General features: G+C 64.4%; 20 protein-coding genes. 8 read left to right on the top strand and 12 right to left on the bottom strand.

The features are described from left to right. Positions 1 to 34 precede the first annotated feature (34 nt). Positions 35 to 499 (top strand): aminoacyl-tRNA deacylase, encoded by a 465-nt coding sequence (locus tag OXH74_RS07900; RefSeq protein ID WP_215375565.1) that lies wholly within the window; start codon positions 35 to 37, stop codon positions 497 to 499. Between the two features lie 228 nt (positions 500 to 727). Here OXH74_RS07900 and OXH74_RS07895 read toward each other — a convergent pair whose 3' ends face one another. The 3 genes from OXH74_RS07895 to uvrD form a co-directional block, all read right to left on the bottom strand. Then, positions 728 to 1,579, bottom strand: coding sequence for a Tim44 domain-containing protein (locus OXH74_RS07895; RefSeq protein ID WP_375740745.1), 852 nt, complete (start codon positions 1,577 to 1,579; stop codon positions 728 to 730). A gap of 112 nt (positions 1,580 to 1,691) precedes the next feature. Beyond that, the gene (locus tag OXH74_RS07890) at positions 1,692 to 2,267 is read right to left on the bottom strand and encodes a TetR/AcrR family transcriptional regulator (RefSeq protein ID WP_375740744.1); all 576 of its coding nucleotides are present in this window, start codon (positions 2,265 to 2,267) and stop codon (positions 1,692 to 1,694) included. Positions 2,268 to 2,457: 190 nt separating this feature from the next. Continuing rightward, a complete protein-coding gene (gene uvrD, locus OXH74_RS07885) occupies positions 2,458 to 4,638 on the bottom strand; it encodes a DNA helicase II (protein WP_375740743.1) in 2,181 nt (726 codons plus the stop codon). A gap of 212 nt (positions 4,639 to 4,850) precedes the next feature. On the opposite strand from uvrD, the gene OXH74_RS07880 reads away from it, so the two are divergent. Then, entirely contained in the window at positions 4,851 to 7,727 is a 2,877-nt protein-coding gene (locus tag OXH74_RS07880; RefSeq protein ID WP_375741582.1) for a putative bifunctional diguanylate cyclase/phosphodiesterase, read from the top strand. Positions 7,728 to 7,833: 106 nt separating this feature from the next. Here OXH74_RS07880 and yegQ read toward each other — a convergent pair whose 3' ends face one another. Together yegQ and zwf are read right to left on the bottom strand one after the other, a co-directional pair. Further along, positions 7,834 to 9,183, bottom strand: coding sequence for a tRNA 5-hydroxyuridine modification protein YegQ (yegQ, locus tag OXH74_RS07875; RefSeq protein WP_375740742.1), 1,350 nt, complete (start codon positions 9,181 to 9,183; stop codon positions 7,834 to 7,836). 172 nt (positions 9,184 to 9,355) lie between these two features. Next, the gene (gene zwf / locus OXH74_RS07870; RefSeq protein WP_251702082.1) at positions 9,356 to 10,780 is read right to left on the bottom strand and encodes a glucose-6-phosphate dehydrogenase; all 1,425 of its coding nucleotides are present in this window, start codon (positions 10,778 to 10,780) and stop codon (positions 9,356 to 9,358) included. A gap of 175 nt (positions 10,781 to 10,955) precedes the next feature. Here zwf and hexR point away from each other — a divergent pair, with 175 nt between their 5' ends. Beyond that, positions 10,956 to 11,822 carry a transcriptional regulator HexR gene (gene hexR / locus OXH74_RS07865; RefSeq protein WP_215375544.1) on the top strand — a complete coding sequence of 289 codons (867 nt, stop codon included), beginning with the start codon at positions 10,956 to 10,958 and terminating at the stop codon, positions 11,820 to 11,822. A 157-nt stretch (positions 11,823 to 11,979) separates the two neighbouring features. After that, the gene (locus OXH74_RS07860) at positions 11,980 to 12,195 is read left to right on the top strand and encodes a PA3496 family putative envelope integrity protein (RefSeq protein ID WP_375740741.1); all 216 of its coding nucleotides are present in this window, start codon (positions 11,980 to 11,982) and stop codon (positions 12,193 to 12,195) included. Here OXH74_RS07860 and OXH74_RS07855 read toward each other — a convergent pair. Then, the gene (locus OXH74_RS07855; protein ID WP_215376219.1) at positions 12,137 to 13,084 is read right to left on the bottom strand and encodes a LysR family transcriptional regulator; all 948 of its coding nucleotides are present in this window, start codon (positions 13,082 to 13,084) and stop codon (positions 12,137 to 12,139) included. The two genes, OXH74_RS07860 and OXH74_RS07855, sit on opposite strands and share 59 nt — an antisense overlap. A 208-nt stretch (positions 13,085 to 13,292) precedes the next feature. Here OXH74_RS07855 and OXH74_RS07850 point away from each other — a divergent pair, with 208 nt between their 5' ends. Both OXH74_RS07850 and oadA read left to right on the top strand, forming a co-directional pair. Then, positions 13,293 to 14,708: an acetyl-CoA carboxylase biotin carboxylase subunit gene (locus tag OXH74_RS07850; RefSeq protein WP_375740740.1), complete on the top strand. Its 1,416-nt coding sequence runs from the start codon at positions 13,293 to 13,295 to the stop codon at positions 14,706 to 14,708. A gap of 16 nt (positions 14,709 to 14,724) precedes the next feature. Next, a complete protein-coding gene (gene oadA / locus OXH74_RS07845) occupies positions 14,725 to 16,530 on the top strand; it encodes a sodium-extruding oxaloacetate decarboxylase subunit alpha (RefSeq protein ID WP_375740739.1) in 1,806 nt (601 codons plus the stop codon). Between the two features lie 257 nt (positions 16,531 to 16,787). On the opposite strand, the gene OXH74_RS07840 is transcribed toward oadA, so the two are convergent. Further along, positions 16,788 to 17,771 (bottom strand): asparaginase, encoded by a 984-nt coding sequence (locus OXH74_RS07840; RefSeq protein WP_375740738.1) that lies wholly within the window; start codon positions 17,769 to 17,771, stop codon positions 16,788 to 16,790. Positions 17,772 to 17,867: 96 nt separating this feature from the next. Further along, the gene (locus OXH74_RS07835; RefSeq protein WP_375740737.1) at positions 17,868 to 19,313 is read right to left on the bottom strand and encodes an alanine/glycine:cation symporter family protein; all 1,446 of its coding nucleotides are present in this window, start codon (positions 19,311 to 19,313) and stop codon (positions 17,868 to 17,870) included. 191 nt (positions 19,314 to 19,504) lie between these two features. Here OXH74_RS07835 and OXH74_RS07830 point away from each other — a divergent pair, with 191 nt between their 5' ends. Then, positions 19,505 to 20,323 (top strand): helix-turn-helix transcriptional regulator, encoded by an 819-nt coding sequence (locus OXH74_RS07830; RefSeq protein ID WP_215375523.1) that lies wholly within the window; start codon positions 19,505 to 19,507, stop codon positions 20,321 to 20,323. A 160-nt stretch (positions 20,324 to 20,483) separates the two neighbouring features. Here the strand turns inward: OXH74_RS07830 and OXH74_RS07825 are convergent, their stop codons facing one another. The 3 genes from OXH74_RS07825 to OXH74_RS07815 are packed head-to-tail and all read right to left on the bottom strand — an operon-like array spanning position 20,484 to position 22,281. Then, positions 20,484 to 21,158, bottom strand: coding sequence for a GNAT family N-acetyltransferase (locus OXH74_RS07825; RefSeq protein WP_375740736.1), 675 nt, complete (start codon positions 21,156 to 21,158; stop codon positions 20,484 to 20,486). 14 nt (positions 21,159 to 21,172) lie between these two features. Next, positions 21,173 to 21,625 carry a GNAT family N-acetyltransferase gene (locus OXH74_RS07820; RefSeq protein WP_375740735.1) on the bottom strand — a complete coding sequence of 151 codons (453 nt, stop codon included), beginning with the start codon at positions 21,623 to 21,625 and terminating at the stop codon, positions 21,173 to 21,175. A 20-nt stretch (positions 21,626 to 21,645) separates the two neighbouring features. Continuing rightward, entirely contained in the window at positions 21,646 to 22,281 is a 636-nt protein-coding gene (locus OXH74_RS07815) for an FMN-binding negative transcriptional regulator (RefSeq protein WP_375740734.1), read from the bottom strand. Between the two features lie 100 nt (positions 22,282 to 22,381). Between OXH74_RS07815 and OXH74_RS07810 the strand changes: the two genes are divergently transcribed. Next, a complete protein-coding gene (locus OXH74_RS07810; protein ID WP_375740733.1) occupies positions 22,382 to 23,848 on the top strand; it encodes a PLP-dependent aminotransferase family protein in 1,467 nt (488 codons plus the stop codon). A 154-nt stretch (positions 23,849 to 24,002) separates the two neighbouring features. Here OXH74_RS07810 and aspA read toward each other — a convergent pair whose 3' ends face one another. After that, positions 24,003 to 25,427: an aspartate ammonia-lyase gene (aspA, locus tag OXH74_RS07805; RefSeq protein WP_375740732.1), complete on the bottom strand. Its 1,425-nt coding sequence runs from the start codon at positions 25,425 to 25,427 to the stop codon at positions 24,003 to 24,005. Positions 25,428 to 25,443 lie beyond the last annotated feature (16 nt).

Raw genomic sequence — 25,443 nt, 5'->3', positions numbered from 1 at the left:
GCCCGAAAATCTGCTTATCTACAGGAGGTGCATCATGCGAATGGCCGCTACATTGCAGCGCAGCCTGGAGCGTGCGCATTGTCAGTTCGATCTGGTCCCGCACCCGCATTCGGCCACCAGCCTTGAGTCGGCACGGGTCGCTAACATCCCTGCAGAACGTTTGGCCAAATCGGTCATCCTCGATGACCGCCATGGCCACTTCCTGATGGCAGTAGTGCCTGCCAGCCGCCATCTTGATGTCGGCAAAGTGCGCAAGGACGCCAGGCAATGGCAGCTCACCAATGAGGCAACCCTGAGTGGCCTGTTCAAGGACTGCGAACTGGGCGCCGTACCGGCGGTGGGCGAGCCTTATGGGATGAACATGCTGGTGGACCCGACACTGACCCGGCAGAAAGACATCTACATGGAGTCCGGGGATCACGAAAACCTGGTGCACATGCGCATGGACGAGTTCCTCAAGCTGGTGCCCGATGCCGAAGTCTGCGAGCTCTGCCATTAAGGGTGTGAAGCCGCCGCCCGTGCCGGCGCGCTTCTACTTCCGCCGGTCGATTGCCTGCCGCCATTGGCGGCGCGGAAAGCGCATGGCCTCGTAGGGCAAGCCGGACGGCGCCCCACTCTCCAGCGCACTGTCGGGGCCGCCGTTGGGCTAAACGTGGGCTGCGTCTGGGATGGAGATAACCATAAAAAACCCCGGGCAAGCCCGGGGTTCTGGTGAACCACTGCGCAATCAGTTCTGGCGGATGCCGGCCAGCAGCCAGGGCTGGTTGTCGCCGTGCACACGCTCCATGCGCCAGCTTTCGCTGAAGCCTTCACCCTGGTCGAAGCGGGAAGACTTGGAGATCCCGTTGAAAGTCAGGGTGGCGACGGTCTTGTCGCCCAGTTCGTCGATGCCGTCCAGCTGGACCTGCAGGTTGTCGATGTAGGTGGACTGGTAGGCATCACCCAGGCTGGCGCGCTCTTCCTTGAGGAAGCTGAGCATCTGCGGAGTGACGAATTCGGAGATCTTGTCCATCTCGGCCGCATCCCAGTGTTGTTGCAGGGCCATGAAGTGCTCGCGACCGGCTTCGATGAAACGCTGCTCGTTGAACCAGCTCGGAGCATTGAAGGCTGGTGTCGGTTGGGCCGCCGGAGCGGTGCTGCCGAAGATAGGCGCCTGCTGCTGCGGCATTTCACGCTGGAATGGCGCATGACCCGCAACGGCCGGGTGACCTTGCTGCTGGCGCTTGCGAGCGGCGAGGAAGCGGAAAAGCAGGAAGGCGATCAAACCGATGATCAGGAAGTCGAAGATCTGCATGCCTTCGAAGCCGTCGCCCATGAACATGGACGCCAGCAGGCCGCCTGCGGCGATGCCGGCGAGCGGACCGAGCCAACGCGAAGCACCGCTGGCAGCGGCGGGCTGACGGCCAGCGGCCGGCGCGGTGGCGGCATTCGGGGCCTGGGCGGGTTGTGCCTGGCGGGTCTGGTGAGTCGGCGCGGAGCCGAAGGACTTGCCACCGCCCATACGCTTGGCGGCGTTGATATCCAGGCTGAGCGTCAGGCCGACGCAAAGGGCCAGGGCAATACTGAGAAATCGGCGCATCACAGGGCTTCTCTTGGTTATGAATCTACGCGCGCCATGCTGCACAGTCGCGCTGACGATGGCTAGTGGCAGAGTGTTTCGGGATTTTGTCGGACAGGCCCGACGCGGATCTTCATTCGCGCAACAGCAAGGCCAGCGGCCCACAGCGCAGTTGACGGCGGAGCAAGGCGCGCAGGTCGGCGTCATCCTCCTGCGGATGGCGCAGCCAGTGAATGAAGGTGCGCAGATAGGCGGTGGTCAGCAGCCCTTCTTCGATGATTCGGCTGAGGTGCAGGGTTTCCCGCCGCGCGGCCTCCCGCCACCACTGCACGGTACGGCTGATACGCAGCACGCCGAGCACCTGCAGGTGGATATGCCCGGGTTCCAGCTTGTAGAGCAGCATCTGCCCGGTCACGGCACGGTGCCCGCCAAGGCTCTTCAGCCAGGCGATAAGCAGTTCCTCCAGGCGTTTCTCCGGGCTCAGGGCCGCCAGGTCACTGGCTTCGCCGCGTACGAGCAGGGCTTTGTCGGCACGGTCGAACCACGCCTCCACCAGGTCGTCCTTTTGCGCGAAGTGCTTGGCGATGGCGTCCAGGCCGACACCGAGATCGTTGGCGACGTCGAACAGGTGCAAGCGTTCCCAACCGCACGTGTCGGCGAGATGCAGGGCGCTGTCGAGTATCTGTTGGGCGCTGGGCGCGCGAGCCATGGCGTTACCTCCGCATCTGAGTATGGCCAAGGTGCGGGAGGTGGCAGGCACACCTGACGGGCGGCCATGGCGCCTGTCAGGCAAGGTTGTCGGGTATTGCGCTTGATCGGTCCACCAGTGGCATGCGACCAGACCGCCGCTCGTGAGTTTGAAAAGCGACATCCTCCCGACGTGGCTGCGAGTTACCGGATCAGAGCGGCTGCAGCTTGGCGTAGGCCAGCATCAGCCACTTGCTGCCTTCGCTTTCGAACTTCACCTGTACGCGGGCCTGGGCGCCGGCGCCCTCGAAATTGAGGATGGTGCCCTCGCCGAACAGCGCGTGCTGCACACGCTGGCCCAGCGAGAACGGCGTTTCCGGAACTTCCGCGCCGGCGAAGATCGAGCCGCTGCGACCGCCCGAACCCATCGGTCGGCTGATGCTGTTGTTCAGGCGCACTTCGCGGATGAACTGCGGCGGCACTTCGCGGACGAAGCGCGAGACCTTGTTGTAGGTCTCGCTGCCATAGAGGCGGCGGGTCTCGGCGTAGGTCATCACCAGGCGCTGCATGGCGCGGGTGACGCCGACATAGGCGAGGCGGCGCTCCTCTTCAAGGCGGCCGGGTTCTTCCAGGCTCATCTTGTGCGGGAACAGGCCCTCTTCCATGCCTACCAGGAACACCAGGGGGAATTCCAGGCCCTTGGCGCTGTGCAGGGTCATCAGCTGCACGCTGTCCTCGAACGCGTCGGCCTGGGTTTCACCAGCTTCCAGCGAGGCGTGGCTGAGGAAGGCCTGCAGCGGGCTGAGCTCTTCGTCGTCTTCGTTGTTCTCGAAGGCACGGGCGGCGCTGACCAGTTCCTCCAGGTTCTCGACCCGGGCCTGGCCTTTCTCGCCTTTCTCGTCCTTGTGGTAGGCGATCAGGCCGCTCTGCTCGATGACGGTCTGGGCCATCAGGTGCAGCGGCATCGCGAGGACTTTGGCGGCGAGGTTCTCGATCAGCTCCATGAAGGCAGCCAGGGCGCTGGAGGCGCGACCGGGCAGGGCCTTGTTGGCGATCATCAGGCGCATCGCTTCCCACATCGAGACTTCATTGACGCGGGCAAACTCGCGGATGCTCTCGACCGTCTTCTCGCCGATACCGCGCGCCGGCACGTTGATCACCCGCTCCAGCGCCGCATCGTTGCCGCGGCCGTCGAGTAGGCGCAGGTAGGCCATGGCGTTCTTGATCTCGGCACGCTCGAAGAAACGCTGGCCGCCGTAGATGCGGTAGGGGATCTTTTCCCGCAGCAGCGCTTCTTCCAGCACCCGCGACTGGGCGTTGGAGCGATAGAGAATGGCAATTTCGCTCCGCGCCAGGCCGTCTTTCAGCGCCCTTTCGATGCTTTCCACCACATAGCGCGCTTCATCGTGCTCGTTGAAGGCGGCATAGAGGCCGATCGGCTCGCCGTCTTCGCCTTCGGTCCAGAGCTCCTTGCCGAGGCGGCCCTGGTTGTTGGCGATCAGGGCGTTGGCAGCCTTGAGGATGCTCGCGGTGGAGCGGTAGTTCTGCTCCAGGCGGATGACCTCGGCATCGGCGAAGTCGCAGGAGAACTGCTGGATGTTTTCGATCCGCGCGCCGCGCCAGCCGTAGATGGACTGGTCGTCGTCGCCCACCACCATCAGGCTTTCGCCATTGCGGGCGAGCAGTCGCAGCCAGGCGTACTGCACGGCGTTGGTGTCCTGGAACTCGTCCACCAGCACATGGCGGAAGCGCCGCTGATAGTGCTCCAGAAGGCTCGGGCGGTCGCGCCACAGGTCCAGGGCGCGCAGCAGCAGCTCGGAGAAGTCGATCACGCCGGCGCGGGCGCAGGCGGCCTCATAGGCCTCGTAGATTTTCAGCATGGTGCCGAGGAACAGGTCACCGCCGGCCTGGATGTGTTGCGGGCGAATGCCCTCGTCCTTCTGCCCGTTGATGAACCACTGGGCCTGGCGTGCAGGCCAGCGCTGTTCGTCGAGGCCCAGTTCGCGGATCACCCGTTTCACCAGGCGCTGCTGGTCGTCGCCATCGAGGATCTGGAAGTTCTCGGCCAGCCCGGCCTCCTGCCAATGGGCGCGCAGCAGGCGGTGCGCCAGGCCGTGGAAGGTGCCGACCCACATACCGGCCGGGTTGATGCCCAGCAGCTGCTCGATGCGCTGGCGCATTTCCGCGGCAGCCTTGTTGGTGAAGGTCACCGACAGGATCGAGTGAGGCGAGGCCTGCTCCACCTGGATCAGCCAGGCGATGCGGTGCACCAGCACGCGGGTTTTGCCGGAACCGGCGCCGGCAAGCACCAGTTGACGTCCAAGCGGGGCTGCTACGGCCTGGCGTTGGGCATCGTTGAGGGAGTTCAGGAGTAGGGAGAGATCGTCGCGCATCGCGGCATTTTAGGGACAGGGGGTGCGGGAGGGCAAACCGACGACTGGACGGTCAGCCGGACGGTCGCAGATTAGAGCAGCCGAGACTCGCCGAAAGTTGGACAGCAACCGAGCCAAACCTCGCACATAAAGCTTTGGCTGACCGATTCGCTCGGGTAAGCTCCGGGCCTCGCTTAGGCAGATCCAATACAAAAAAAGCGCCTATGACCGTTATGCCAATGCTGTCCAATCCGCTCCCTGCGCACGCCGACACTCGTGACATCCGTCAGCAGTTCGCCACGGACATCGCTGCCGAACGCACACGCCTGCTTTACCAGGGTTCGCAGGTGCCGACCCTGTTCATGCTGCTCAACGGTCTGGTCTGTGCCTATCTCCTGTGGCAGCCCGGTAACCGCCTGCTGCTGGGCGGTTGGCTCGCCTGGCTGGTGTTGCTGGCGGTGCTGCGCCTGACCCAGGTGGCGGCGTTCAAAGACGCATTGCCGTCGCTGCAGGCTGGCCCTTACTGGCGACGCACCTTCCTGCTGGGGGCCGGTGCTTCCGGCCTGACCCTGGCCTTTGCTGCTGTCGCCCTGGTGCCGCCCGACGCCTTCCTGCAGCAGGCGGTGGTCTATGGGCTGATCGCCGCCGCTATCCTCTCCGCCAGTGTTGCCTATGCCGTCAGCCTCTCGGCCTTCCTGACCTTTGCCCTGCCATGCCTGGTGCCTTCAATCGGCTACCTGCTGCTCAGCGATGCGCCACTGCAGCAGGGCTGGGGCCTGCTCGGGCTGATCCTGCTTATTGCCCTGATGGTGGTGGCTCTCCAGGTCAATCGGCTGGTGCTGCGCAGCCTGCTGCAGCGTTTTCAGAACCAGGCGCTGATTCTCAACCTGGAGCATGCCAAGACCCGCGCTGAAGGCCTGAACGAAGAGCTGGCGCGGGAAGTGGAGCAACGCCGCCGGGTTGAACGCGAGTTACGTAGCGCCCAGGCCGAGCTGGAGATGCGCGTCGCGCAGCGCACCCTGGAACTGGCCGATACCAGCCATGCCCTGAGCAAGAGCGAGGCGCGCCTGGCGCTTGCCCTGGAAGCCAGCGAACTGGGCCTGTGGGACTGGAACCTGGAAACCGACGAGGTGCACCACTCGCAACTGCAGGAGATCTTCGGCATTGAGCAGGAGGACGTTACCCGGGTCCTCAGCGACCTCAAGCCGCGTCTGCATCCCGACGATCTGCCGCTATTGCGCCGGGCCTTGGTCGAGCACCTCAAAGGCCGTACCGACGGCTACTCCATCGATTACCGGGTGCGCCACAGCGATGGCCGCTGGGTGTGGCTCGAGGATCGCGGGCGGGGCGTCGAGCGCGACGCCGAGGGTCGCGTGCTGCGCATGCTCGGCACCCGCCGTGACATCACCGCGCGCAAGGCGCGCGAAGAGGAGCAGCGCCTGGCTGCCACGGTATTCGAGGCGGCCAGCGAAGGCATCGTCATTCTCGATCCGGAGTACCGGCTGATTCAGGTGAACCAGGCCTTCAGCGAGCTCACCGGATATTGTCAGGATGAAGTGCAGGGTCAGAGCGTGGCCACGCTGATTGGCAGCCGCGAGGCTCGTCGCCAGTATCTGCAGGTTCGCCAGGAACTGGAGGAGACCGGCAGCTGGCGCGGCGAGCTGATGGACGCCCGCAAGAACGGCGAACTTTACCCTCAATGGCTGCAGCTGAATGTGGTGCGAGATTCGCGGGGCAACGTCAGCCATATCGTGGGCTTCTTCGCCGATCTGACCGCACGCCGCGAGGCGGAAGAACGCCTGCGCTATCTCTCCAGCTATGACGAGCTGACCGGGCTCGCCAACCGCACCCTGTTCAAGGATCGCCTGATGGAAGCCAGCCAGCGTTCACGCCAGAGCGGGCGCAGCCTGGCCCTGCTGCACATCGACCTTGACCGTTTCAAGGTGCTCAACGACAGCCTCGGCCATGATGTGGCCGACCAGTTGCTGCGCCAGGTCAGCCGCCGCCTGACCCAAGCGGTGCCCGAAGCCGACACCATTGCGCGGATATCCGGTGACGAGTTCGCCGTGCTGCTGGATGCCTATGGCAGCCTCTCCAGCCTGGCGCGGCAAGCCAGTCGCTTGCTTGGCAAGCTGCGCATGCCGATGACCGTGGGTGGCCATGAGTTGGTGATCAGCGGCTCGCTGGGCATCAGCCTGCTGCCGGACAATGCCCGCGACATTTCCGCCCTGATCAGCCAAGCCAACATGGCCATGCAACATGCCAAGCACCTGGGCGGCAATACCTTCCAGTTCTTCACCGACAACCTCCAGGCCTGCACCCTGGAGCGCCTGCAACTGGAAAACCAGCTGCGCAAGGCCATCGAGGAAGGTCAGCTGGAGGTCTTCTACCAACCCAAGCTGAACCTCGCTGACAACGGCCTGAACGCCGCCGAGGCGCTGGTGCGCTGGCGTCATCCACAACAGGGTCTGGTGCCGCCGGGCGACTTCATCGGCCTGGCCGAAGAAACCGGGCTGATCGCCCCCATCGGCGAGTTCGTGCTGCGCCAGGCTTGTCAGCAGGCCCGCGAGTGGCAGCGCCAGGGGCTAGCGGACATCCGCGTCTCGGTGAACCTGTCGATGCACCAACTGCGCCAGGGCAACCTCACCAGCTTGGTGCGCGAGGTGCTGGAGGAGAACGGCCTACCGGCGCGTCTGCTGGAACTAGAGCTGACCGAAAGCCACTTGCTGGAGAATGTGGAAAACGTGATCGCCACCTTCCACCAGCTACGCCAGCTGGGGGTGAAGCTGGCCATTGATGATTTCGGCACCGGCTACTCGTCACTCAGCTACCTCAAGCGCTTCCCGGTGGACTACGTGAAGATCGACCAGACCTTCATCCGCGACCTCTCGGTGGGCAGCGAGGACGCGGCGATCACCCGCGCCATCATCGCCATGGCCCATAGCCTTGACCTCAAGGTGGTGGCCGAGGGTGTCGAGAGCCAGGAACAGCTCAACTTCCTCAGGAGCCAGAGTTGCGACGAGATCCAGGGCTACCTGATCAGCCCTCCGGTGGAGGCACCGCAATTTGCGCGACTGGTCAGGGAGCAGGCCACGGCCCCCTGGCGCTGAGGGCCCGCAGATGCACGGGGCCCAGCGTAGGGAGGATGGCGCTTTTCACATCCAGCAGCGGCGCTTGGCCGGGCAACCGTGGTGGCTCGATCAAGCGTGACCGGCCCTACAGGGCCACCTGTGGCGTGCGGCTGTTGCCACTGCCGAAGTAGCGCAGCAGCAAGCCATGATCCAGGTCCGTACCGACCGGTTGCGGCAGGTAGAGGGTATGGCCGTCTCCCGGTGCGACCACCTGGCGTTCGCCAAAGCGGTTTTCCAGGGCGTCCAGGCGGAAGTCCAGGTTGCCGGCCGGGGTCATCAGCTGCAGCCGGTCGCCGACCGCAAATCGGTTTTTCACCCGCACTTCTGCCAAGCCATGGCGGGATGCCCCAGTGAGCTCTCCAACGAACTGCTGGCGTTCCGACAGGGAATAGCCGTGCTCGTAGTTCTGGTATTCGTCGTGCACGTGGCGGCGCAGGAATCCTTCGGTGTAGCCACGGTTGGCCAGGGACTCGAGGTCTTCCATGAGGCTTCGGTCGAAGGGGCGCCCGGCGACGGCGTCGTCGATGGCCTTGCGGTAGGCCTGGGCCGTGCGCGCTACGTAGAAGTGCGACTTGGTGCGGCCTTCGATCTTCAGCGAGTGCACGCCCATGCGCATCAGCCGTTCGACGTGGTGCACGGCGCGCAGATCCTTGGAATTCATGATGTAGGTGCCATGCTCGTCCTCCCAGGCGGGCATCAGCTCTCCAGGCCGGTTGGCTTCCTCCAGCAGGAACAGGCGCTCGCTGGATGAACCGCAACCCAGGGTTGGCTGCACAGCGGGGACCAGTTGGCCCTGCTCGTCCTGTGCGGCCGGCTGCGCGCTGTACTGCCAGCGGCAGGCATTGGTGCAAGTGCCTTGATTGGGGTCGCGATGGTTGAGGTAGCCGGACAGCAGGCAGCGTCCGGAGTAGGCCATGCACAGCGCGCCATGGACGAACACCTCCAACTCCATGCCGGGGACCTGCTGGCGGATTTCGCCGATTTCATCCAGCGACAGCTCACGAGAGAGGATCACCCGCGTCAGGCCCTGGCGACGCCAGAACTCGACGCTGGCCCAGTTGACTGCGTTGGCCTGCACTGAAAGGTGGACCGGCATCTGCGGGAAGTGCTCGCGAACCAGCATGATCAGGCCCGGATCAGACATGATCAGCGCATCCGGCCCCATGGCCACCACCGGCTCCAGATCCTTGAGGAAGGTGCGCAGCTTGGCGTTGTGCGGTGCGATGTTCACTACCACGTAGAAGCGCTTGCCCTGCGCGTGGGCCTCGGCGATGCCCAAGGCCAGGTTGGCATGGTCGAACTCGTTGTTGCGAACCCGCAGGCTGTAACGCGGCTGGCCCGCATACACGGCGTCGGCGCCATAGGCGAAGGCGTAGCGCATGGCTTTCAGGGAGCCGGCGGGGGAGAGCAGTTCGGGGGCTTGGAGGCTGTGCATGGCGGGGCTCGGTGGAACGCAAAGCCGCGGATTCTAGGGAGAACCGCTCGGGCCGTTATTGCTCCAGAGCAATTCCAGGTGAGCTTCGCCTGTAGGAGCGAGCTTGCTCGCGAAGGGGGGCGTCAGGTTTTCGCGAGCAAGCTCGCTCCTACGTCAATCCGCTGTTGCCTGTTCAGTCATGCCACTGCCGTCCATGCAGTTCCAGCAGGCTGTGGGCCTGCTCCGGCCCCGCTGTGCCGGCCGCGTAGGGGCGGGGGCTCTGATAATACTCGTGCCAGCCCTCGAGGATCGGGTCCACCCAGCGCCAGGCGGCTTCCACTTCGTCGCGGCGCATGAACAGGGTCGAGTCGCCCTCTATCACATCCAGCAGCAGGCGTTCGTAGGCGTCCCAGCGACGTTGCCGACTGAAGGCCTGGGCCAGGTTGAGGTCCAGCTCCACAGGCTCCAGGCGCATGCCCTTGCCCGGTGTCTTGGCCATCAGTTGCAGGCTGATGCGTTCCTCGGGTTGCAGGCGGATCAGCAGGCAATTGGCCTCACCATCGGCGAACAGTCGGTGCGGCACGGGCTTGAACTGGATGACGATCTCCGAATACTTGCGCGCCAGGCGCTTGCCGGTGCGCAGGTAGAACGGCACGCCAGCCCAGCGCCAGTTGTCGATCTCTGCCTTGATGGCGACGAAGGTCTCGGTATCGCTGTCGTTGTCGACGTTTTTCTCGAAATAATACGCCGGCACTTCCTGCCCGCCGATCTTGCCGGCGCTGTACTGGCCGCGCACCGTCTTGTCGCGCACGTCGAGCCCGGAGATGGGTTGCAGCGCCTCGAGGATCTTCACTTTCTCGTTGCGCACCGCCTCGGCGTCGAAGCGCACCGGCGCTTCCATGGCCACCAGGCAAAGCAACTGCAGCAGGTGGTTCTGCACCATGTCGCGCATGGCCCCGGAGCGGTCGTAGTAGGCGCCGCGGTTTTCCACCCCCAGGGTTTCGCAAACGCTGATCTGCACGTGGTCGATGTGCCCGGCTCGCCAGATCGGCTCGAACAGCGCGTTGGCAAAGCGCAGAGCCATTAGGTTCTGCACGGTTTCCTTGCCCAGGTAGTGGTCGATGCGGAAGACCTGGGACTCGTCGAACACCTTGCCGATGGCGGCGTTGATCGCCCGGGCCGACTCCAGCGAATGGCCGATGGGTTTCTCCAGCACGATGCGTGACTGCGGGCCGGCCAGTCCAGCGATGGCCAGGTGCGCGGCGATGTCCTCGAAGAGATGGGGCGCGGTCGCGAGGTAGTGCACGCGACCGCAGCCCTGGTCAGGCCCCAGGTAGCGGGCCAGCCGGCCGAAGTCGGCGCTTTGCGAAACGTCCATGGCGAAATAATCGAGGCGTTCAGAGAAACTGCGCCAGGCTTCACTGGAGAAATCGGCACGGGCCACCTGGGCGCGGCAGTGACGTTCGGCCAGGGCGAGATAACGTTGGCGGTCAAGTGCGTTGCGGGCCAGGGCCAGGATGCGCATCTTCGGGTGCAGGCGCCCGTCACGATGCAGGTGGAAGAGGGCTGGCAACAGTTTGTGCAAGGCCAGATCACCGGTGCCGCCGAAGACGAGCATGTCACAAAGGGTAGTCAAATCGCTCTCCGTGCACGGTTCAAGTGGGCGGGAAAGCGGCTCATGTAGTATAACTACAAGCACGCTACAGCCCGATGTCCGCCGATCATAACCGAGTTGCGGCTCGAAACAGGATCGGAGCAGACGGCAAACCCTCTTTCCAGACAGAGCCTGCCCTGTGAATCTGCTGCAACATATCGCCCAGTCGCGCCACCTGCTGCGCAAGTCGGAACTGAAAGTCGCCGATCACGTCCTGCTCGATCCCGCCGCGGTGATGCACAGCTCCATGGCTGACCTGGCCCAGGGTGTCGGGGTCAGCGAGCCGACCATCGTGCGCTTCTGTCGCGCTATTGGCTGCGGCGGCTTTCAGGACCTCAAGCTGAAACTGGCGCAGAGCCTGGCTGCCGGTGCCAGCTTTGGCCAGTTCGCCATCCATGAAGACGATTCGGTCGCCGACTTCAGCCTGAAGATCTTCGACACTACGCTGCACACCCTGATGGAGGTGCGCGAGAAACTTGATCCGGAAGCCCTGCAGCGCGCCATCGCTGCCTGCGCCCAAGCCCAGCGGGTGGAGTTCTACGGCTTCGGCGCGTCCGGCGCGGTGGCGGCGGATGCCCAGCACAAGTTCTTCCGCCTGCTGCTTACCGCGGCGGCCTATTCCGACCCGCACATGCAGGCGATGTCGGCAGTCACGCTGAAGCCTTCCGATGTGGCCATCTGCATCTCCCAGTCGGGTCGTTCGAAAGACTTGCTAATCACCGCCAACCTGGTTCGTGAGGCCGGTGCGACGCTGATCACTCTGTGCCCGAGCCAAACCCCGCTGGCTGACCTGGCCACGGTGAACCTGGCCATCGACGTCCAGGAAGATACCGAGATCTACACGCCACTGACCTCGCGTATTGCCCACCTGGTTGTAATCGACGTGCTGGCCATGGGCGTTGCCATGGCGCGTGGCCCAACCCTGGTCAACCACCTCAAGAGCGTGAAGCGCAGCCTGCGTAGCCTGCGCCTGTCGCCCAAGTCGGTGAAAGCCGCCGAGGATTGAGTGTGACGGCACGACCGGACGCCAGAAGCCGCGCGCAGTCGAGGTATCGGTCGATCGCCTGAAGCCTTGCCTTCACCACACGTTCATTGAGCTGCCGCGAAAGCGTAACCAGCCCGGGGGATGCTGCGCTTACCGCATCGACCCAGGGAGTAACGCCATGAACCGTGCTCACGACGACCTCATCCACCTGGACAGCAAGGCCCGGCGCAAGTTGGAAGACCAGCGACGCATGCAGTTTCGTCGCGCCATCGAGGACCACTGCGAACAGCGGCGCCTACGGATGGAGCTGTCGGATTACCCCGAGCTCATCGCCGCTAACTACCTGTTGTCGTCAAAGGCAGTGCGCCGGAAAACCGGTGGGAAAGTGCGCTGATCTGGGCGCGCTCTTCGCGGATAAAGGCCAGAAATGCCTGGGCAACCGGCGACAGCCGCTTGCCCTTGGCGTGCACTGCACACCAACTGCGATAGAGTGGCAACTCCTCTACCGGCAGCTCGCGCAGCAAGCCGGTGGCCAGCTCCAGGCTGACGGCGTGGCGAGGCAGCAGGGCGATCCCGAGGTCTGCAACCACGCACTCCTTTTGCGCATCCAGTGAGGCCACTTCCATCGTCTGGGCGAAGTGCGCGCGTTTCTGCTGGAAGTATTCCTCGCAGGCCTTGCGTGTGCCGGAACCGGCCTCGCGCACCAGCAGCGTATAAGGCTCCAGGTCCTTGAGCGCCAGCTTGGCAGCACTGCTCAGCGGATGCGTGGGCGGCGCTACGGCGACGATGGGGTTGTTCAGGAAGGGCAGGAACTCCAGGGCCATGTCCTGGGGGACCAGGGACATGATCACCAGATCGTCGCGATTGTCCGAGAGGCGCTTGATCACCTGGGCGCGGTTCACCACTACCAGGCTCAGGCTGACATCAGGATGCTGCTCCTTGAACGCAGCAAACAGGTGTGGCGCGAAGTACTTGGCGCTGGATTCCACCGCCAGGTTGAGCTGCCCCTGCAGCGAGCCCTGGAGGTCGGAAAGCTGCATGTCAAGGCTGGCCAGGCGCTGGAAAATATCGCTGCTGGCGCGCATCAATGCCTCGGCGGCATCGGTCACGTAGAGCTTCTTGCCAACGTATTCGAACAGCGGTTGGCCCACCAGCTCCTCGAGCTGGCGGATCTGCAGGCTGACGGCCGGTTGGGTCAGGGCCATCTCCTCCGCCGCACGGCTGTAGGAGCGGCTCTCGAACACGGCACGGAAAACCTGTAGCTGGCGCAGGGTCATCCGCAGCAAAGTCTTGCGCATTCGCATGGGTCTGGGGCCTCTGTGAATGGGGCGTGGCGGCAACTATAAGCCAATCCTAATGGATACCCCAATAATTATTGATTTGGGGTAATCACGTCTGCGGCGTAGGGTAATGACGCGACCGCTACACGATCTGCGGTCACCCGCCGACCGGCCTTGCCGTTCGCCTGTTCACTTGGTCGAGGGAAAGCTCGTGATCAAGAAAATCCTGATCGCCAACCGTGGTGAGATTGCCGTCCGCATCGTGCGCGCTTGCGCCGAAATGGGTATCCGCTCGGTGGCCATCTACTCCGATGCCGACCGGCACGCCCTGCACGTCAAGCGTGCCGACGAAGCCCACAGCATCGGTGCCGACCCGCTGGCCGGCTACCTGAATCCGCGCAAACTGGTGAACCTGGCGGTCGAGACGGGCTGCGATGCCCTCCACCCGGGTTATGGCTTCCTCTCGGAGAACGCTGAACTGGCGGAGATCTGCGCCGAGCGTGGGATCAAGTTCATCGGACCAAGCGCGGAAGTGATCCGCCGCATGGGTGACAAGACCGAAGCCCGACGCAGCATGATCAAGGCCGGCGTGCCGGTCACTCCCGGCACCGAAGGCAACGTCGCGGACCTCGAAGAGGCCCTGAGCGAGGGCGAGCGCATCGGTTACCCGGTCATGCTCAAAGCCACCTCCGGTGGTGGTGGCCGCGGTATCCGTCGCTGCAACAGCCGTGAGGAACTGGAACAGGCCTACCCACGGGTGATCTCCGAGGCCACCAAGGCCTTTGGCTCGGCCGAAGTGTTCCTCGAGAAGTGCATCGTCAACCCGAAGCACATCGAGGCGCAGGTGCTGGCCGACAGCTTCGGCAACACCGTGCACCTGTTCGAGCGCGACTGCTCGATCCAGCGCCGCAACCAGAAGCTCATCGAAATCGCCCCGAGCCCGCAGCTCACCCCCGAGCAGCGCGCCTACATCGGCGACCTCTCCGTGCGTGCGGCCAAGGCTGTGGGCTACGAGAACGCCGGGACCGTGGAGTTCCTCCTTGCCGAAGGCGAGGTGTACTTCATGGAGATGAACACCCGGGTGCAGGTGGAGCACACCATCACCGAGGAAATCACCGGCATCGACATCGTCCGCGAGCAGATCCGTATCGCCTCGGGCCTGGAACTGTCGGTCAAGCAGGACGACATCATCCACCGCGGCTTCGCCCTGCAGTTCCGCATCAACGCCGAGGACCCGAAGAACAACTTCCTGCCGTCCTTCGGCAAGATCACTCGCTACTACGCTCCCGGCGGCCCTGGTGTGCGGACCGATACGGCGATCTACACCGGCTACACCATCCCGCCGTACTACGACTCCATGTGCCTGAAGCTGATCGTCTGGGCACTGACCTGGGAAGAGGCACTGGACCGTGGCCTGCGCGCGCTCGACGACATGCGCGTACAGGGCGTGAAGACCACTGCGCCTTATTACCAGGAAATTCTCCGCGACCCCGAGTTCCGCAGCGCCGAGTTCAACACCAGCTTCGTCGAGAGCCATCCGGAGCTGACCCAGTACTCGATCAAGCGCAACCCGTCGCACCTGGCCATCGCCATCGCCACCGCCATTGCCGCCCACGCCGGCCTGTAGGGGAAGGATTCAGACCATGAGCAAGAAGATCACCGTTACCGATACCATCCTGCGCGACGCGCACCAGTCCCTGCTGGCCACCCGCATGCGCCTGGAAGACATGCTGCCGATCTGCGACAAGCTCGACCAAGTCGGCTACTGGTCCCTGGAAGTCTGGGGCGGCGCCACCTTCGACTCTTGCGTGCGCTTCCTGAAGGAAGACCCGTGGGAGCGCCTGCGCCAACTCAAGGCTGCCCTGCCCAACACTCGCCTGCAGATGCTCCTGCGCGGGCAGAACTTGCTCGGATACCGTCACTACAGCGACGACGTAGTGCGTGCCTTCGTGGCCAAGGCCGCGGTCAACGGCATCGACGTCTTCCGCATCTTCGATGCGATGAACGACGTGCGTAACCTGCGTGTGTCCATCGAGGCGGTGAAGGCTGCCGGCAAACATGCCCAGGGCACCATCTGCTACACCACCAGCCCGGTGCACACCATCGATGCCTTCGTCAGCCAGGCCAAGGCCATGGCTGCCATGGGCGTCGACTCCATCGCCATCAAGGACATGGCCGGTCTGCTGACCCCGTACGCCACTGGCGAGCTGGTCAAGGCACTGAAGGCCGAATTGAGCCTGCCGGTGTTCATCCACTCCCATGACACCGCTGGCGTGGCCAGCATGTGCCAGCTGAAGGCCATCGAGAACGGCGCCGACAACATCGACACCGCCATCTCCAGCCTGGCCTGGGGCACCAGCCACCCGGGCACCGAATCGATGGTCGCGGCCCTGCGTGGCACCCCGTACGACACCGGCCTGGACCTGGAACTGATCCAGGAGATCGGCCTGTACTTCTACGCCGTGCGCAAGAAGTACCACCAGTTCGAGAGCGACTTCACCGGCGTCGACACCCGCGTGCAGGTCAACCAGGTGCCGGGCGGGATGATTTCCAACCTGGCCAACCAGCTCAAGGAGCAGGGCGCACTCAACCGCATGAACGAAGTGCTGGAAGAGATCCCGCGCGTGCGTGCTGATCTCGGCTACCCACCGCTGGTGACCCCGACCTCGCAGATCGTCGGCACCCAGGCGTTCTTCAACGTGCTGGCCGGCGAGCGTTACAAGACCATCACCAACGAAGTGAAGCTCTACCTGCAAGGTCGCTACGGCAAGGCGGCCGGTGAGATCAACGAAGAGCTGCGCCGCCAGGCAATCGGCAACGAAGAAGTCATCGACGTGCGTCCGGCCGACCTGATCAAGCCGGAGCTGGACAAGTTGCGCGGCGAGATCGGCAGCCTGGCCAAGTCCGAAGAAGACGTACTGACCTACGCCATGTTCCCGGACATCGGCCGCAAGTTCCTCGAGGAGCGTGCTGCCGGCACCCTGACCCCGGAAGTGCTGCTGCCGATCCCTGAAGCCGGTGGCGTGAAGACCGCTCCAGGCGAGGGCGTGCCGACCGAGTTCGTCGTCGACGTGCACGGCGAAAGCTACCGGGTCGACATCACCGGCGTCGGCGTGAAGACCGATGGCAAGCGCCACTTCTACCTGTCCATCGACGGCATGCCGGAAGAGGTGGTGTTCGAGCCGCTCAACGAGTTCGTCGCCGGTACAGGCAACAAGCGCAAGAGCGCCAGCGCACCGGGTGACGTCAGCACCACCATGCCGGGCAACATCGTCGAAGTGCTGGTGTTGGAAGGCGATAAGGTCAAGGCAGGCCAGGCCGTGCTGATCACCGAAGCGATGAAGATGGAAACCGAGGTCCAGGCGCCCATCGCCGGTACCGTCAAGGCCATCCATGTCGCCAAGGGCGACCGCGTGAACCCGGGCGAAGTCCTGGTGGAAATCGTCTGACCCGCGAAAGAGCAAGTCCCTGGGGGAGCCGTGAGGCTCCCCTTTTTTGTTTGTGGGGAACAGGTGCGGAGCCCACACCCCTCACCCCAACCCTCTCCCAGGGGGAGAGGGGGCAGTCCGAGCAGAATTGGCAGTAGTACTCGGCGCGAGTCACCCCTCTCCCTCCGGGGCGAAGAGGCACGCTTTCGAAAGCACTGCCTTCGGCGCCGATGAGCGCCTGAGCGCGGATCGAACAGGCCGGGGCGGGCGAGTTCTCTTTACTCCACCCGCTCCCCGCAAAGGTCCAGCCCGAACCAGCGCTCCACCTCCGCCTGGTCAAGGCCGGCCCCGAGCAGGGCGAACAGCTTGCCCAGCGCCGCTTCGCGGGTCATGCCGCCCGCCGAAACCAAACCGGCTGCGGCCAACTGGCTGCCGGCGGCATAGATGCCGAATTCCACATGGCCCTGCGGGCACTGGCTGATGGCGGCCAGCACCACCCCGCGAGCATGGGCCTCCTTCAGCACGGTCAGCAGCTCGGCATCGTCCGAAGGGCCGGTTCCGCTGCCGTAGCACTCCAGCAGCAGTCCGCGCACGCCGCTGTCCAGCAGCGCCTGCACATGACCGGCCTGGAGGCCGGGGAACAGCGGCTGCACGGCGAGGTTCACCGGCTTGCGCGGCTGGCGGTAGTCGAGGCTGGCGGGAATGGATTCGGCGCGTTCGCCCTGACGCTGGCGTGGCAGCACGGTGAAGGCATCGAAGGCGTCGGAGCGCAGCTTGCTGACCCGCGCCCCATGCAGCAGCCGGCCATTGAAGTAGAGGTGTACGCCCGGCTGCACGCCCTGTTGCAAAGCAGCGATGGCGCCGTTGAGGTTGGGCCAGGCATCACTGCCCTCGGCGCCGGCGGGCAGCATGGCGCCGGTCAATAGCACTGGCACAGGCAGGCCGAGCAGCAGAAAACTCAAGGCGGCGGCGCTGTAGGCCAGGGTGTCGGTGCCGTGCAGCAGCAGCACGCCGTCGTGACCGCGCGCCACGGCCTCGACTATGGCATCGCGCATGGCCAGCCAGTTGGCCTGGCGCATGTTGGCGCTATCGATCAGCGGCAGCAGTTCCTGGAAGTGCCAATTCAGCACCGTACCCTGGCTGTCCAGCTGCTCGCGCATGCGTGCCTCGAAGCCGCTGGCGGGGGCCAGGCCTTCGGGAGTCTGCAGCATGCCGATGGTGCCGCCGGTGTAGAGCACGAAAAGGTTCTTCACAGCATTCATGGGTGTGGATAACTCAGGAAGTGGAGATGCAGAAACGACGGTGCCGCTCCCCGCGCCAAGCGGGGAGCGGCACCTAAGTATTGCAGGATCGCGCGCTTAGCGGTGGCTTTGCGCCAGGCCGGCGACGGGTTCGGCTACCGGGGTCGGTGCAGCCGGGTTGGTCGGCCAGGCAGCGCGGTCAAGGTCGAGATCAGCGAATTTGGCGGCGTCGAATACCGGGGACTCGATACCGGCCTTCACCTGTGCGTCATAGTCGTGCATCAGGCGCTTGCCCACCTTGAACAGCAGCGTCAGGGCCACCAGGTTGACCAGCGCCAGCAGGCCCATGGTGACGTCGGCGAAACCGAACACGGTGGAAAGGTCCTGCATCGAGCCCCACAGCACCAGAGCCATGACCAGGACGCGGTAGACGATCAGCAGCGGGCGCTTGGTGCTGAAGAAGCTCAGCGCGTTTTCACCGAGGTAGTAGTTGTAGACCAGGGTGGTGAAGACGAAGAGCAGGAGTGCCATGCTCACGAACACACGACCCCACTCGCCGACCTCGGCCGCCAGTGCAGTCTGGGTCAGGACCACGCCTGCCATTTCACTGCCCGGCTGGTAGACGCCGGAGAGCAGGATGATCAGTGCGGTGCTGGTGCAGACCAGCAGGGTGTCGATGAATACGCTGAGGGACTGAACGATGCCCTGGGCTGCCGGGTGCTTGACCTCGGCAACCGCGGCAACGTTGGGCGCACTACCCAGGCCCGCTTCGTTGGAGAACAGGCCGCGCTTGACGCCCATCAGGATCGCTGCGCCGATGCCGCCGGCGAAGGCCGGTTCCAGGCCGAAGGCACTCTTGACGATCAGCGCCAGGGTCGCCGGCACTTCGCTGATGTTGCTGCCCAGCACGAACAGGGCCATGGCGATGTAGCTGCCTGCCATGATCGGCACCAGCACGTCGGCCATGCTGGCGATGCGCTTGATGCCGCCGAACACGATCAGGCCGATCACGCCCACCAGGGCGACCCCACTGATCCAGGTCGGCAGGCCGAAGGTGTCGTGCAAGGAGGTCGCGACGGTGAAAGACTGCACGGCGTTGAAGCCGAAGCCGAAGGTCACCAGCAGCAGAATCGAGAACACCACCGCCAGCCAGCGCAGGCCCAGACCGTGGAGGATGTAGAAAGCCGGGCCGCCTCGGTAGGTGCCGTCGGCTTCACGACGTTTGTAGAGTTGGGCCAGGGAGCATTCGAAGTAGCTGGTCGCCATACCGAGCAGCGCCACCACCCACATCCAGAACACCGCGCCGGGGCCGCCGAGCATGATGGCGACGGCGACGCCCGCGATGTTGCCCGCGCCGACGCGGCCGGCAACCGACAGCATCAGTGCCTGAAAGCCGCTCAGCTGGCCTTCCTTGCGCTGCAGTGCCTGGCCGAAGATGCGGAACATGTCGCTGAAGTAGCGGAACTGTACGAAGCGCGAGCTGATGGAGAAGAACAGGCCGAGACCGACGAGGACGACGATCAGCAGCTTGCCCCAGAGGAAATCGTTGAGGATATCGAGCATGACGATTCACCTGATCCAGTTTGAATTGTTGTTGGGACCGGCAGCGAGACAAGCCAGGCGCGATGGCGCGAATCGCTGGAAGGGAGGCGAATGGTTGTGCATATGCGGGCTGAGAACAATTTCGCGGGTTGCACCGAGTTGGCGCGAGTTGACGCTATAATCGCGCCATTCGCATCAGGCAGGACGGTGGTATGGCGGAGTATCTCGGCAACAATCTCAAGCTTCTTTGCAGCCATTACCGCTCGATCGCGGAAGTCTGTCGCAAACTCGGAATCAACCGTGCCCAATTCAACAAGTACCTGAACGGGCAAAGCCGGCCGACCACCTACAACCTCAAGCGCATCTGTGATTTCTTCGGCGTCGAGGACTACGAATTGGCGCTGCCGCCGGAGCCGTTCGCCCGCCTGCTGGGAACGCGCGCTCCGGGCCAGGATTCTTCCAGCCGGAGCGACCCGCTGCTGGAGCTGCTCGCCCCGCTGCGCGAACAATCCGGCGACCTGTCGCGCTACTGCGGCTTCTACTTCGAATACTCCAACTGCATGTCGGTGCCCGGCACCGTCCTGCTGTCGCTGGTGCGCCTGTGGGAAGACGACGGCAACTTCCTCTTCGAGCGCCAGGAGCGGCAAGAGCGATCCAGCAGCACCAACGTGGAGGCCGCGGATTGGGTGCGCTGCTGCTACCGGGGCGCGGCCTTCCAGTTGCAGGACCGGCTGTTCCTGGTGGACTACGAGTCGCTCACGCTCAATGAGATGAGCCAGACCATCCTCATTCCCAGCTACAAGAGCCGCATCACCCGCCTCAACGGCTTGAAGACCGGCGTCTCCAGCGGTGACCGGCGCAACCCGGCCTGCACCCGCGTGGTTTGGGAGTTCCTCGGTCCGGAGATCAACCGCGTCGCCGCCTACCGTCAGGTAAAGCTCTACCGCCCCGACGACCCGCGCATCGACGACGACGTGCGCCAGCGCCTGAATGTCGCGCCGCTGAAGAACGGTCTGTTCGAGATCGAGTAAGCAGGCGGCGGGAACGATGTAGGAGCGAGCTTGCTCGCGAATGGGTAGGCAGGGTGTCTTTTCGCGAGCAAGCTCGCTCCTACGGGGAAGGCTCGCTGTTGGGCTTGGCTCCGTACAATCGGATCCTTCGCCAAGGACCGTGCAGCGGTCCCGGAAGGGCTCAGCCCCGCAGCTCCTCCAGCCGCCGCTTCTGGTTGCCCTCCCCATCGAAGTTATCCACAGCCAGCCAGCGCTCGAAGGCCTCGCGCCGCGCCGGCCATTCCCCATCGATGATGGCGAACCAGGCCGTGTCGCGGTTGTGCCCCTTGATCACCATGTGCTGGCGAAACAGGCCCTCGTGGGTAAAGCCCAGGCGTTCGGCGGCGCGTATGGAACGAGCATTCTCGGCATTGCACTTCCACTCCAGTCGTCGATAGCCGAGGTCGTCGAAAGCGTGCCGGGCCAGCAGCCAGACCGCCTCGGTAGAGCCTGGCGTTCGTTGCATGGCCTTGCCAAAGGCGATGTGTCCGATCTCAATGCAGCCATCCTTCGGCGCGATGCGCAGGTAGCTCAGCACGCCCAGCGCACGACCGCTGGCGCGGTCGATCACGGTGAAGAACAGCGGGTCGGCGCTGGCTGCATTGCTGGCCAGCCAGGCATCGAAGGGTTCGCGGTTGGCGAAGGGACCGTAGCCCAGATAGTCCCAGAGGGCCGGGTCAGGGCCTTGCAGCGCCAGCCACAGATCGTCGCCATGTTTGGCAGGGTCGAGAGGCTCCAGGCGCACGAAGCGGCCCTCCAGTGGTTCGCGCACCGGGCAAGGGCGGGGCTGCCAGTTGGGCAGGGCTTGCAAGTTCATGGCGTCACTCCTGTTCAAAGCAGTTTGCGGTACTGGATAAAGCCCGAGCGATCGGCGATGCGGTCATAGACCTGCATGGCGTCGGTGTTGGTCTCATGAGTCAGCCAATGCACTCGCGAAGCACCCGCCGCGCGAGCCTGGGCATAGACGTGCTCGATCAACTGACGGCCAACGCCTTCACCGCGCAGGCCTTCGGCTACATACAAATCCTGCAGGTAACAGTAGTCGCCGACTGTCCAGCAGGAACGATGGAAGATCCAATGCACCAGACCCACGGCGCGACCTTCTCGCCAGGCTAGCGCGGCGTGCATCGGCTCTGCTGGGTCGAGGAAGCGCTGCCAGGTCACGGCGCTGGTTTCCTCCGCGATGGCGGTCTTGTAGAACTGCTGGTAGCCCTGCCAAAGCGGCAGCCAGGCGGCGTGGTTGGCTGCACTGACGGGGCGGATTTCGAGCGGCGTGGAGGACATGGTCGTTCCTTCTGGTGGGTTCAGTCGTTGGCTTCAGCCATGCGCGCCGCCAGTTCGTGGTCGCGGACCTTGGCCGAGGCGCCGAGGCCTTCGCGCACGCCGGCCTGGTCGGCGGCGGAGCGGTTCTGGCTGAGCTTCCATTTGCCTTCCAGGCGACGGATCGGCAGGGCGAAGCCGACGATGGCGCGGAGCATGCTGTCCAGGTAATCGCGTGGCGCATCCTCCACGGACCAGGGCTGCGGCCGGTCGGCTTCATGATGGGCGCTGAGGCGGCTGACCAGCTGCAGCAGGCGCTCCGGCTCGTCGAAGATCTCGGCTTGGCCCCAGGCATGCACGCTGATGTAGTTCCAGGTTGGAACCACCTTGCCGTGCTCGGCCTTGGCCGGATACCAGGATGGGCTGACGTAGGCGTCCGGACCGGGGAACACCACCAGCGCTTCAGCCCCCGAGGACAGGTCGCGCCAATGCGGATTGGCTCGGGCGAAGTGGCCGTAGAGGGTGCCGAATTCGCCTTCTCCGGCCTCCAGCAGCAGCGGCAGGTGACTGGCTTGCAAGCCTTGGCTACCCACGCTGGTGAGGATGGCCAGCGGCGCCTGGCGGATTTGCGCGTGCAGTTGGGTCAGATCGTCCTGGCGGAAGGCAGCAGGCAGGTACATGGCGGATCTCCTGGCGACATGGGTCCATGCTAGGCAGGATATTGGTCTGTTGTAAGATCCAATTTCTGTCAGATCGAGAGTGCCAATTTGAGGTCGCACCATGCCGGTCACGCCACCGCTTCCCATTGACCTGTCAGGTATCCGGCTCGATCCGAACCAGCGCCTTGCCCGCCAGCTCTATCAGGCATTGCGCGAACGTATCCTCGACGGTCGTCTTCGCAGCCGCTCACGCTTGCCCGCAAGCCGTGACCTGGCGACGCTGCTCGGCGTGTCGCGGAATACGGTGACCCGTGCCTTCGACCAGCTCTACGCTGAGGGGTACATCGACGGCCGCGTGGGTGATGGCACCTATGTCGCCGAACTCGCCGGTGGCCAACGCCCGCCCGCGCCGGAAGCCAGCGGCCCTGCGCCGGGCACGGCGTTGCAGCGTCTGCAACGGCACCATCTGCCCGCACCCGTGGCGGGCCCGCCCCGTGCCTTCCGTGTAGGCGTGCCAGCCTTCGACCTGTTTCCCTTCGACACCTGGGCGCGGTTGCAGGCGCGCTTCTGGCGCAAACCTTCTGCGGCCCGACTGGGCTATGGCGACCCGGCTGGCGACCCGGTGCTGCGCGAACTGGTTGCTGCCTACCTGCGCAACACCCGTGGGCTGGACTGCGATCCGACCCAGGTGGTGATCACCTGCGGCGCGCAACAGGCTATCAGCCTGTGTGCCCAGCTGCTGGTCGAACCCGGCGATCGCGTGGCCGTTGAAAACCCCGGCTACCGGGCCGCCGGTCATGCCTTTGCCGTGGCGGGCGCTCAGCTCTGCGGCGTATCTGTGGATGACGATGGATTGGACACTGCCGAACTGGCGCGGCTGGGCATTTGCCGGCTGGCCTATGTAACGCCCTCGCACCAATACCCCACCGGCGTCACCCTGTCCCTGGCGCGGCGCCTGGAGTTGCTGGAGTGGGCCGAGCGTTGCGATGGTTGGATAGTCGAGGACGACTACGACGGCGAGTACCGCTACAGCGGCACGCCACTGGCGCCCCTGGCCGCTCTCGACCGCCTAGGGCGGGTGCTCTATGTCGGCACCTTCTGCAAGATTGCCTTCCCCGCCCTGCGCCTTGGCTACCTGGTGCTGCCCAAGCGCCTTGCCGGGGCTTTCGCCCAGCGACGGGCGCTGGATATGCGCCATTCCGAGATCGGTACCCAGGCGGTGATGGCCGAGTTCATCGCCGCCGGCCACTTCCAGCGCCATATTCGTCGCATGCGCAAGGCCGCCCGCGCCCGCCGCGACGCGCTGTTGCGGGACTGGCCCGTGGCGATTCCCGGTTGTGCCCCAATGCCGCCGGTTGAGGCGGGGCTGCACCTGTGCGTGCGCGTCGACAGCTTGGCCCGTGAGCGCGAACTGATTGCGGCTGCGCAGAAGGTTGGTGTGGAGCTGAACGGCCTCAGTGATTACTGGCTGGAAGAGTCGGAAGTCCCTGTGGATAACCGTGCCGGACTGGTGCTGGGCTTCGCCGCCGTACCGGAGGCGCAGATCGCTGAGGCGATTCGCACCCTCAGGACGGCCTGGCGCTTGTAGGAGCGAGCTGGCCCGCGAAGCTTTCTGGCCGGGCTCATTCGCGAGCAGAGCTCGCTCCTACGGCTAGGTTTTCCACAGGCAAAAAAAAGGATGGCCGGTGGCCATCCTCGAAGGATGAAGGGGCGAGGCCCCTCCTGGTGAGTTCGTTGGCTGATCAGGCCTTCAGCGGCACGAGGCGCGGGGCGATCATGTTTTCCGGGCGCAGGATGTCGGCCAGCATGGATTCGTCCAGCAGCTTCTCCTCACGCACCAGTTCCAGCACGCCGCGGCCACTTTCCAGCGCGTCTTTGGCAATGCGGGTGGCGTTCTCGTAACCGATGTACGGGTTCAGCGCGGTGATCAGGCCAATGGAGTTTTCCATCAGGTGGCGGCAATGGGCTTCGTTGGCGGTAATACCGTTAATGCAGTGTTCGCGCAGCATGTCCATGGCGCGCTGCAGCAGGCGGATCGAGTCGAAGATCTTGTAGGCGATCAGCGGCTCCATCACGTTCAGTTGCAGCTGACCGCCTTCGGCTGCCAGGGTCAGGGCCAGGTCGTTGCCGATGACTTCAAAGGCCACCTGGTTGACCGCTTCCGGGATCACCGGGTTGACCTTGCCCGGCATGATCGAGCTGCCCGGCTGGCGCGGCGGCAGGTTGATCTCGTTGATGCCGGTACGCGGGCCGCTGGAGAGCAGGCGCAGGTCGTTGCAGATCTTCGACAGCTTCACCGCGGTACGCTTTAGCATGCCGGAGAACAATACGAAGGCGCCCATGTCGGAGGTGGCTTCGATCAGGTCGGCTGCCGGAACCACCGGCTGGCCGCTGATGGCGGCAAGGCGCTGGACGGCCAGGTGCTGATAGCCGGGGTCGGCGTTGATGCCGGTGCCGATGGCGGTACCGCCCAGGTTCACTTCGGTCAGCAGCTCGGGTGCCAGACGCTTGAGGCGGTCGAGGTCTTCACCCAGGGTGGTGGCGAAGGCGCGGAATTCCTGGCCCAGGGTCATGGGCACGGCGTCCTGCAGCTGGGTACGGCCCATCTTCAGCACGTGGGCGAACTCTTCACCCTTGGCAGCGAAGGACTGGATCAGGCTGTCGAGGCTGGCCAGCAGAGCGTCGTGGCCGAGGAGCAGGCCCAGGCGGATGGCAGTCGGATAGGCGTCGTTGGTCGACTGCGCCATGTTCACGTCGTTGTTCGGGTGCAGATACTTGTACTCACCCTTCTGCTTGCCCATGGCCTCCAGGGCGATGTTGGCGATCACCTCGTTGGCGTTCATGTTGGTCGAGGTGCCGGCGCCACCCTGGATCATGTCCACCACGAACTGGTCGTGGAAGTCGCCACGGATCAGGCGTGCGCAGGCTTCGCTGATAGCGGCGTGCTTCTCGGTGCTGAGGTGGCCGAGCTGCTTGTTGGCATCGGCGGCGGCCTGCTTGACCATGGCCAGGGCGATGACCAGTTTCGGGTAGTGCGACAGCGGTACGCCGGACAGGCGGAAGTTGTTGACTGCGCGCAGGGTCTGGATGCCGTAGTAGGCCTCGGCAGGTACTTCAAGGGTGCCGAGAAGGTCTTTTTCGATGCGGAAGGATGCAGCAGCGGACATGATGCAATTCATCTCT

The organism is Metapseudomonas boanensis (assembly GCF_042232855.1).
GTDB classification, from domain to species: domain Bacteria; phylum Pseudomonadota; class Gammaproteobacteria; order Pseudomonadales; family Pseudomonadaceae; genus Metapseudomonas; species Metapseudomonas boanensis.
The sequence above is the reverse complement of the archived record's forward strand: the minus strand, read 5'-3'. Positions and strand labels throughout refer to the sequence as shown.

Coding starts and splice junctions, on each gene's coding strand:
- OXH74_RS07900 (WP_215375565.1), top strand. CDS start 35: ATGCGAATGGCCGCTACATTGCAGCGCAGCCTGGAGCGTGCGCATTGT.
- OXH74_RS07895 (WP_375740745.1), bottom strand. CDS start 1,579: ATGCGCCGATTTCTCAGTATTGCCCTGGCCCTTTGCGTCGGCCTGACG.
- OXH74_RS07890 (WP_375740744.1), bottom strand. CDS start 2,267: ATGGCTCGCGCGCCCAGCGCCCAACAGATACTCGACAGCGCCCTGCAT.
- uvrD (WP_375740743.1), bottom strand. CDS start 4,638: ATGCGCGACGATCTCTCCCTACTCCTGAACTCCCTCAACGATGCCCAA.
- OXH74_RS07880 (WP_375741582.1), top strand. CDS start 4,851: ATGCCAATGCTGTCCAATCCGCTCCCTGCGCACGCCGACACTCGTGAC.
- yegQ (WP_375740742.1), bottom strand. CDS start 9,183: ATGCACAGCCTCCAAGCCCCCGAACTGCTCTCCCCCGCCGGCTCCCTG.
- zwf (WP_251702082.1), bottom strand. CDS start 10,780: ATGCTCGTCTTCGGCGGCACCGGTGATCTGGCCTTGCACAAACTGTTG.
- OXH74_RS07860 (WP_375740741.1), top strand. CDS start 11,980: ATGAACCGTGCTCACGACGACCTCATCCACCTGGACAGCAAGGCCCGG.
- oadA (WP_375740739.1), top strand. CDS start 14,725: ATGAGCAAGAAGATCACCGTTACCGATACCATCCTGCGCGACGCGCAC.
- OXH74_RS07840 (WP_375740738.1), bottom strand. CDS start 17,771: ATGAATGCTGTGAAGAACCTTTTCGTGCTCTACACCGGCGGCACCATC.
- OXH74_RS07835 (WP_375740737.1), bottom strand. CDS start 19,313: ATGCTCGATATCCTCAACGATTTCCTCTGGGGCAAGCTGCTGATCGTC.
- OXH74_RS07830 (WP_215375523.1), top strand. CDS start 19,505: ATGGCGGAGTATCTCGGCAACAATCTCAAGCTTCTTTGCAGCCATTAC.
- OXH74_RS07825 (WP_375740736.1), bottom strand. CDS start 21,158: ATGAACTTGCAAGCCCTGCCCAACTGGCAGCCCCGCCCTTGCCCGGTG.
- OXH74_RS07820 (WP_375740735.1), bottom strand. CDS start 21,625: ATGTCCTCCACGCCGCTCGAAATCCGCCCCGTCAGTGCAGCCAACCAC.
- OXH74_RS07815 (WP_375740734.1), bottom strand. CDS start 22,281: ATGTACCTGCCTGCTGCCTTCCGCCAGGACGATCTGACCCAACTGCAC.
- OXH74_RS07810 (WP_375740733.1), top strand. CDS start 22,382: ATGCCGGTCACGCCACCGCTTCCCATTGACCTGTCAGGTATCCGGCTC.
- aspA (WP_375740732.1), bottom strand. CDS start 25,427: ATGTCCGCTGCTGCATCCTTCCGCATCGAAAAAGACCTTCTCGGCACC.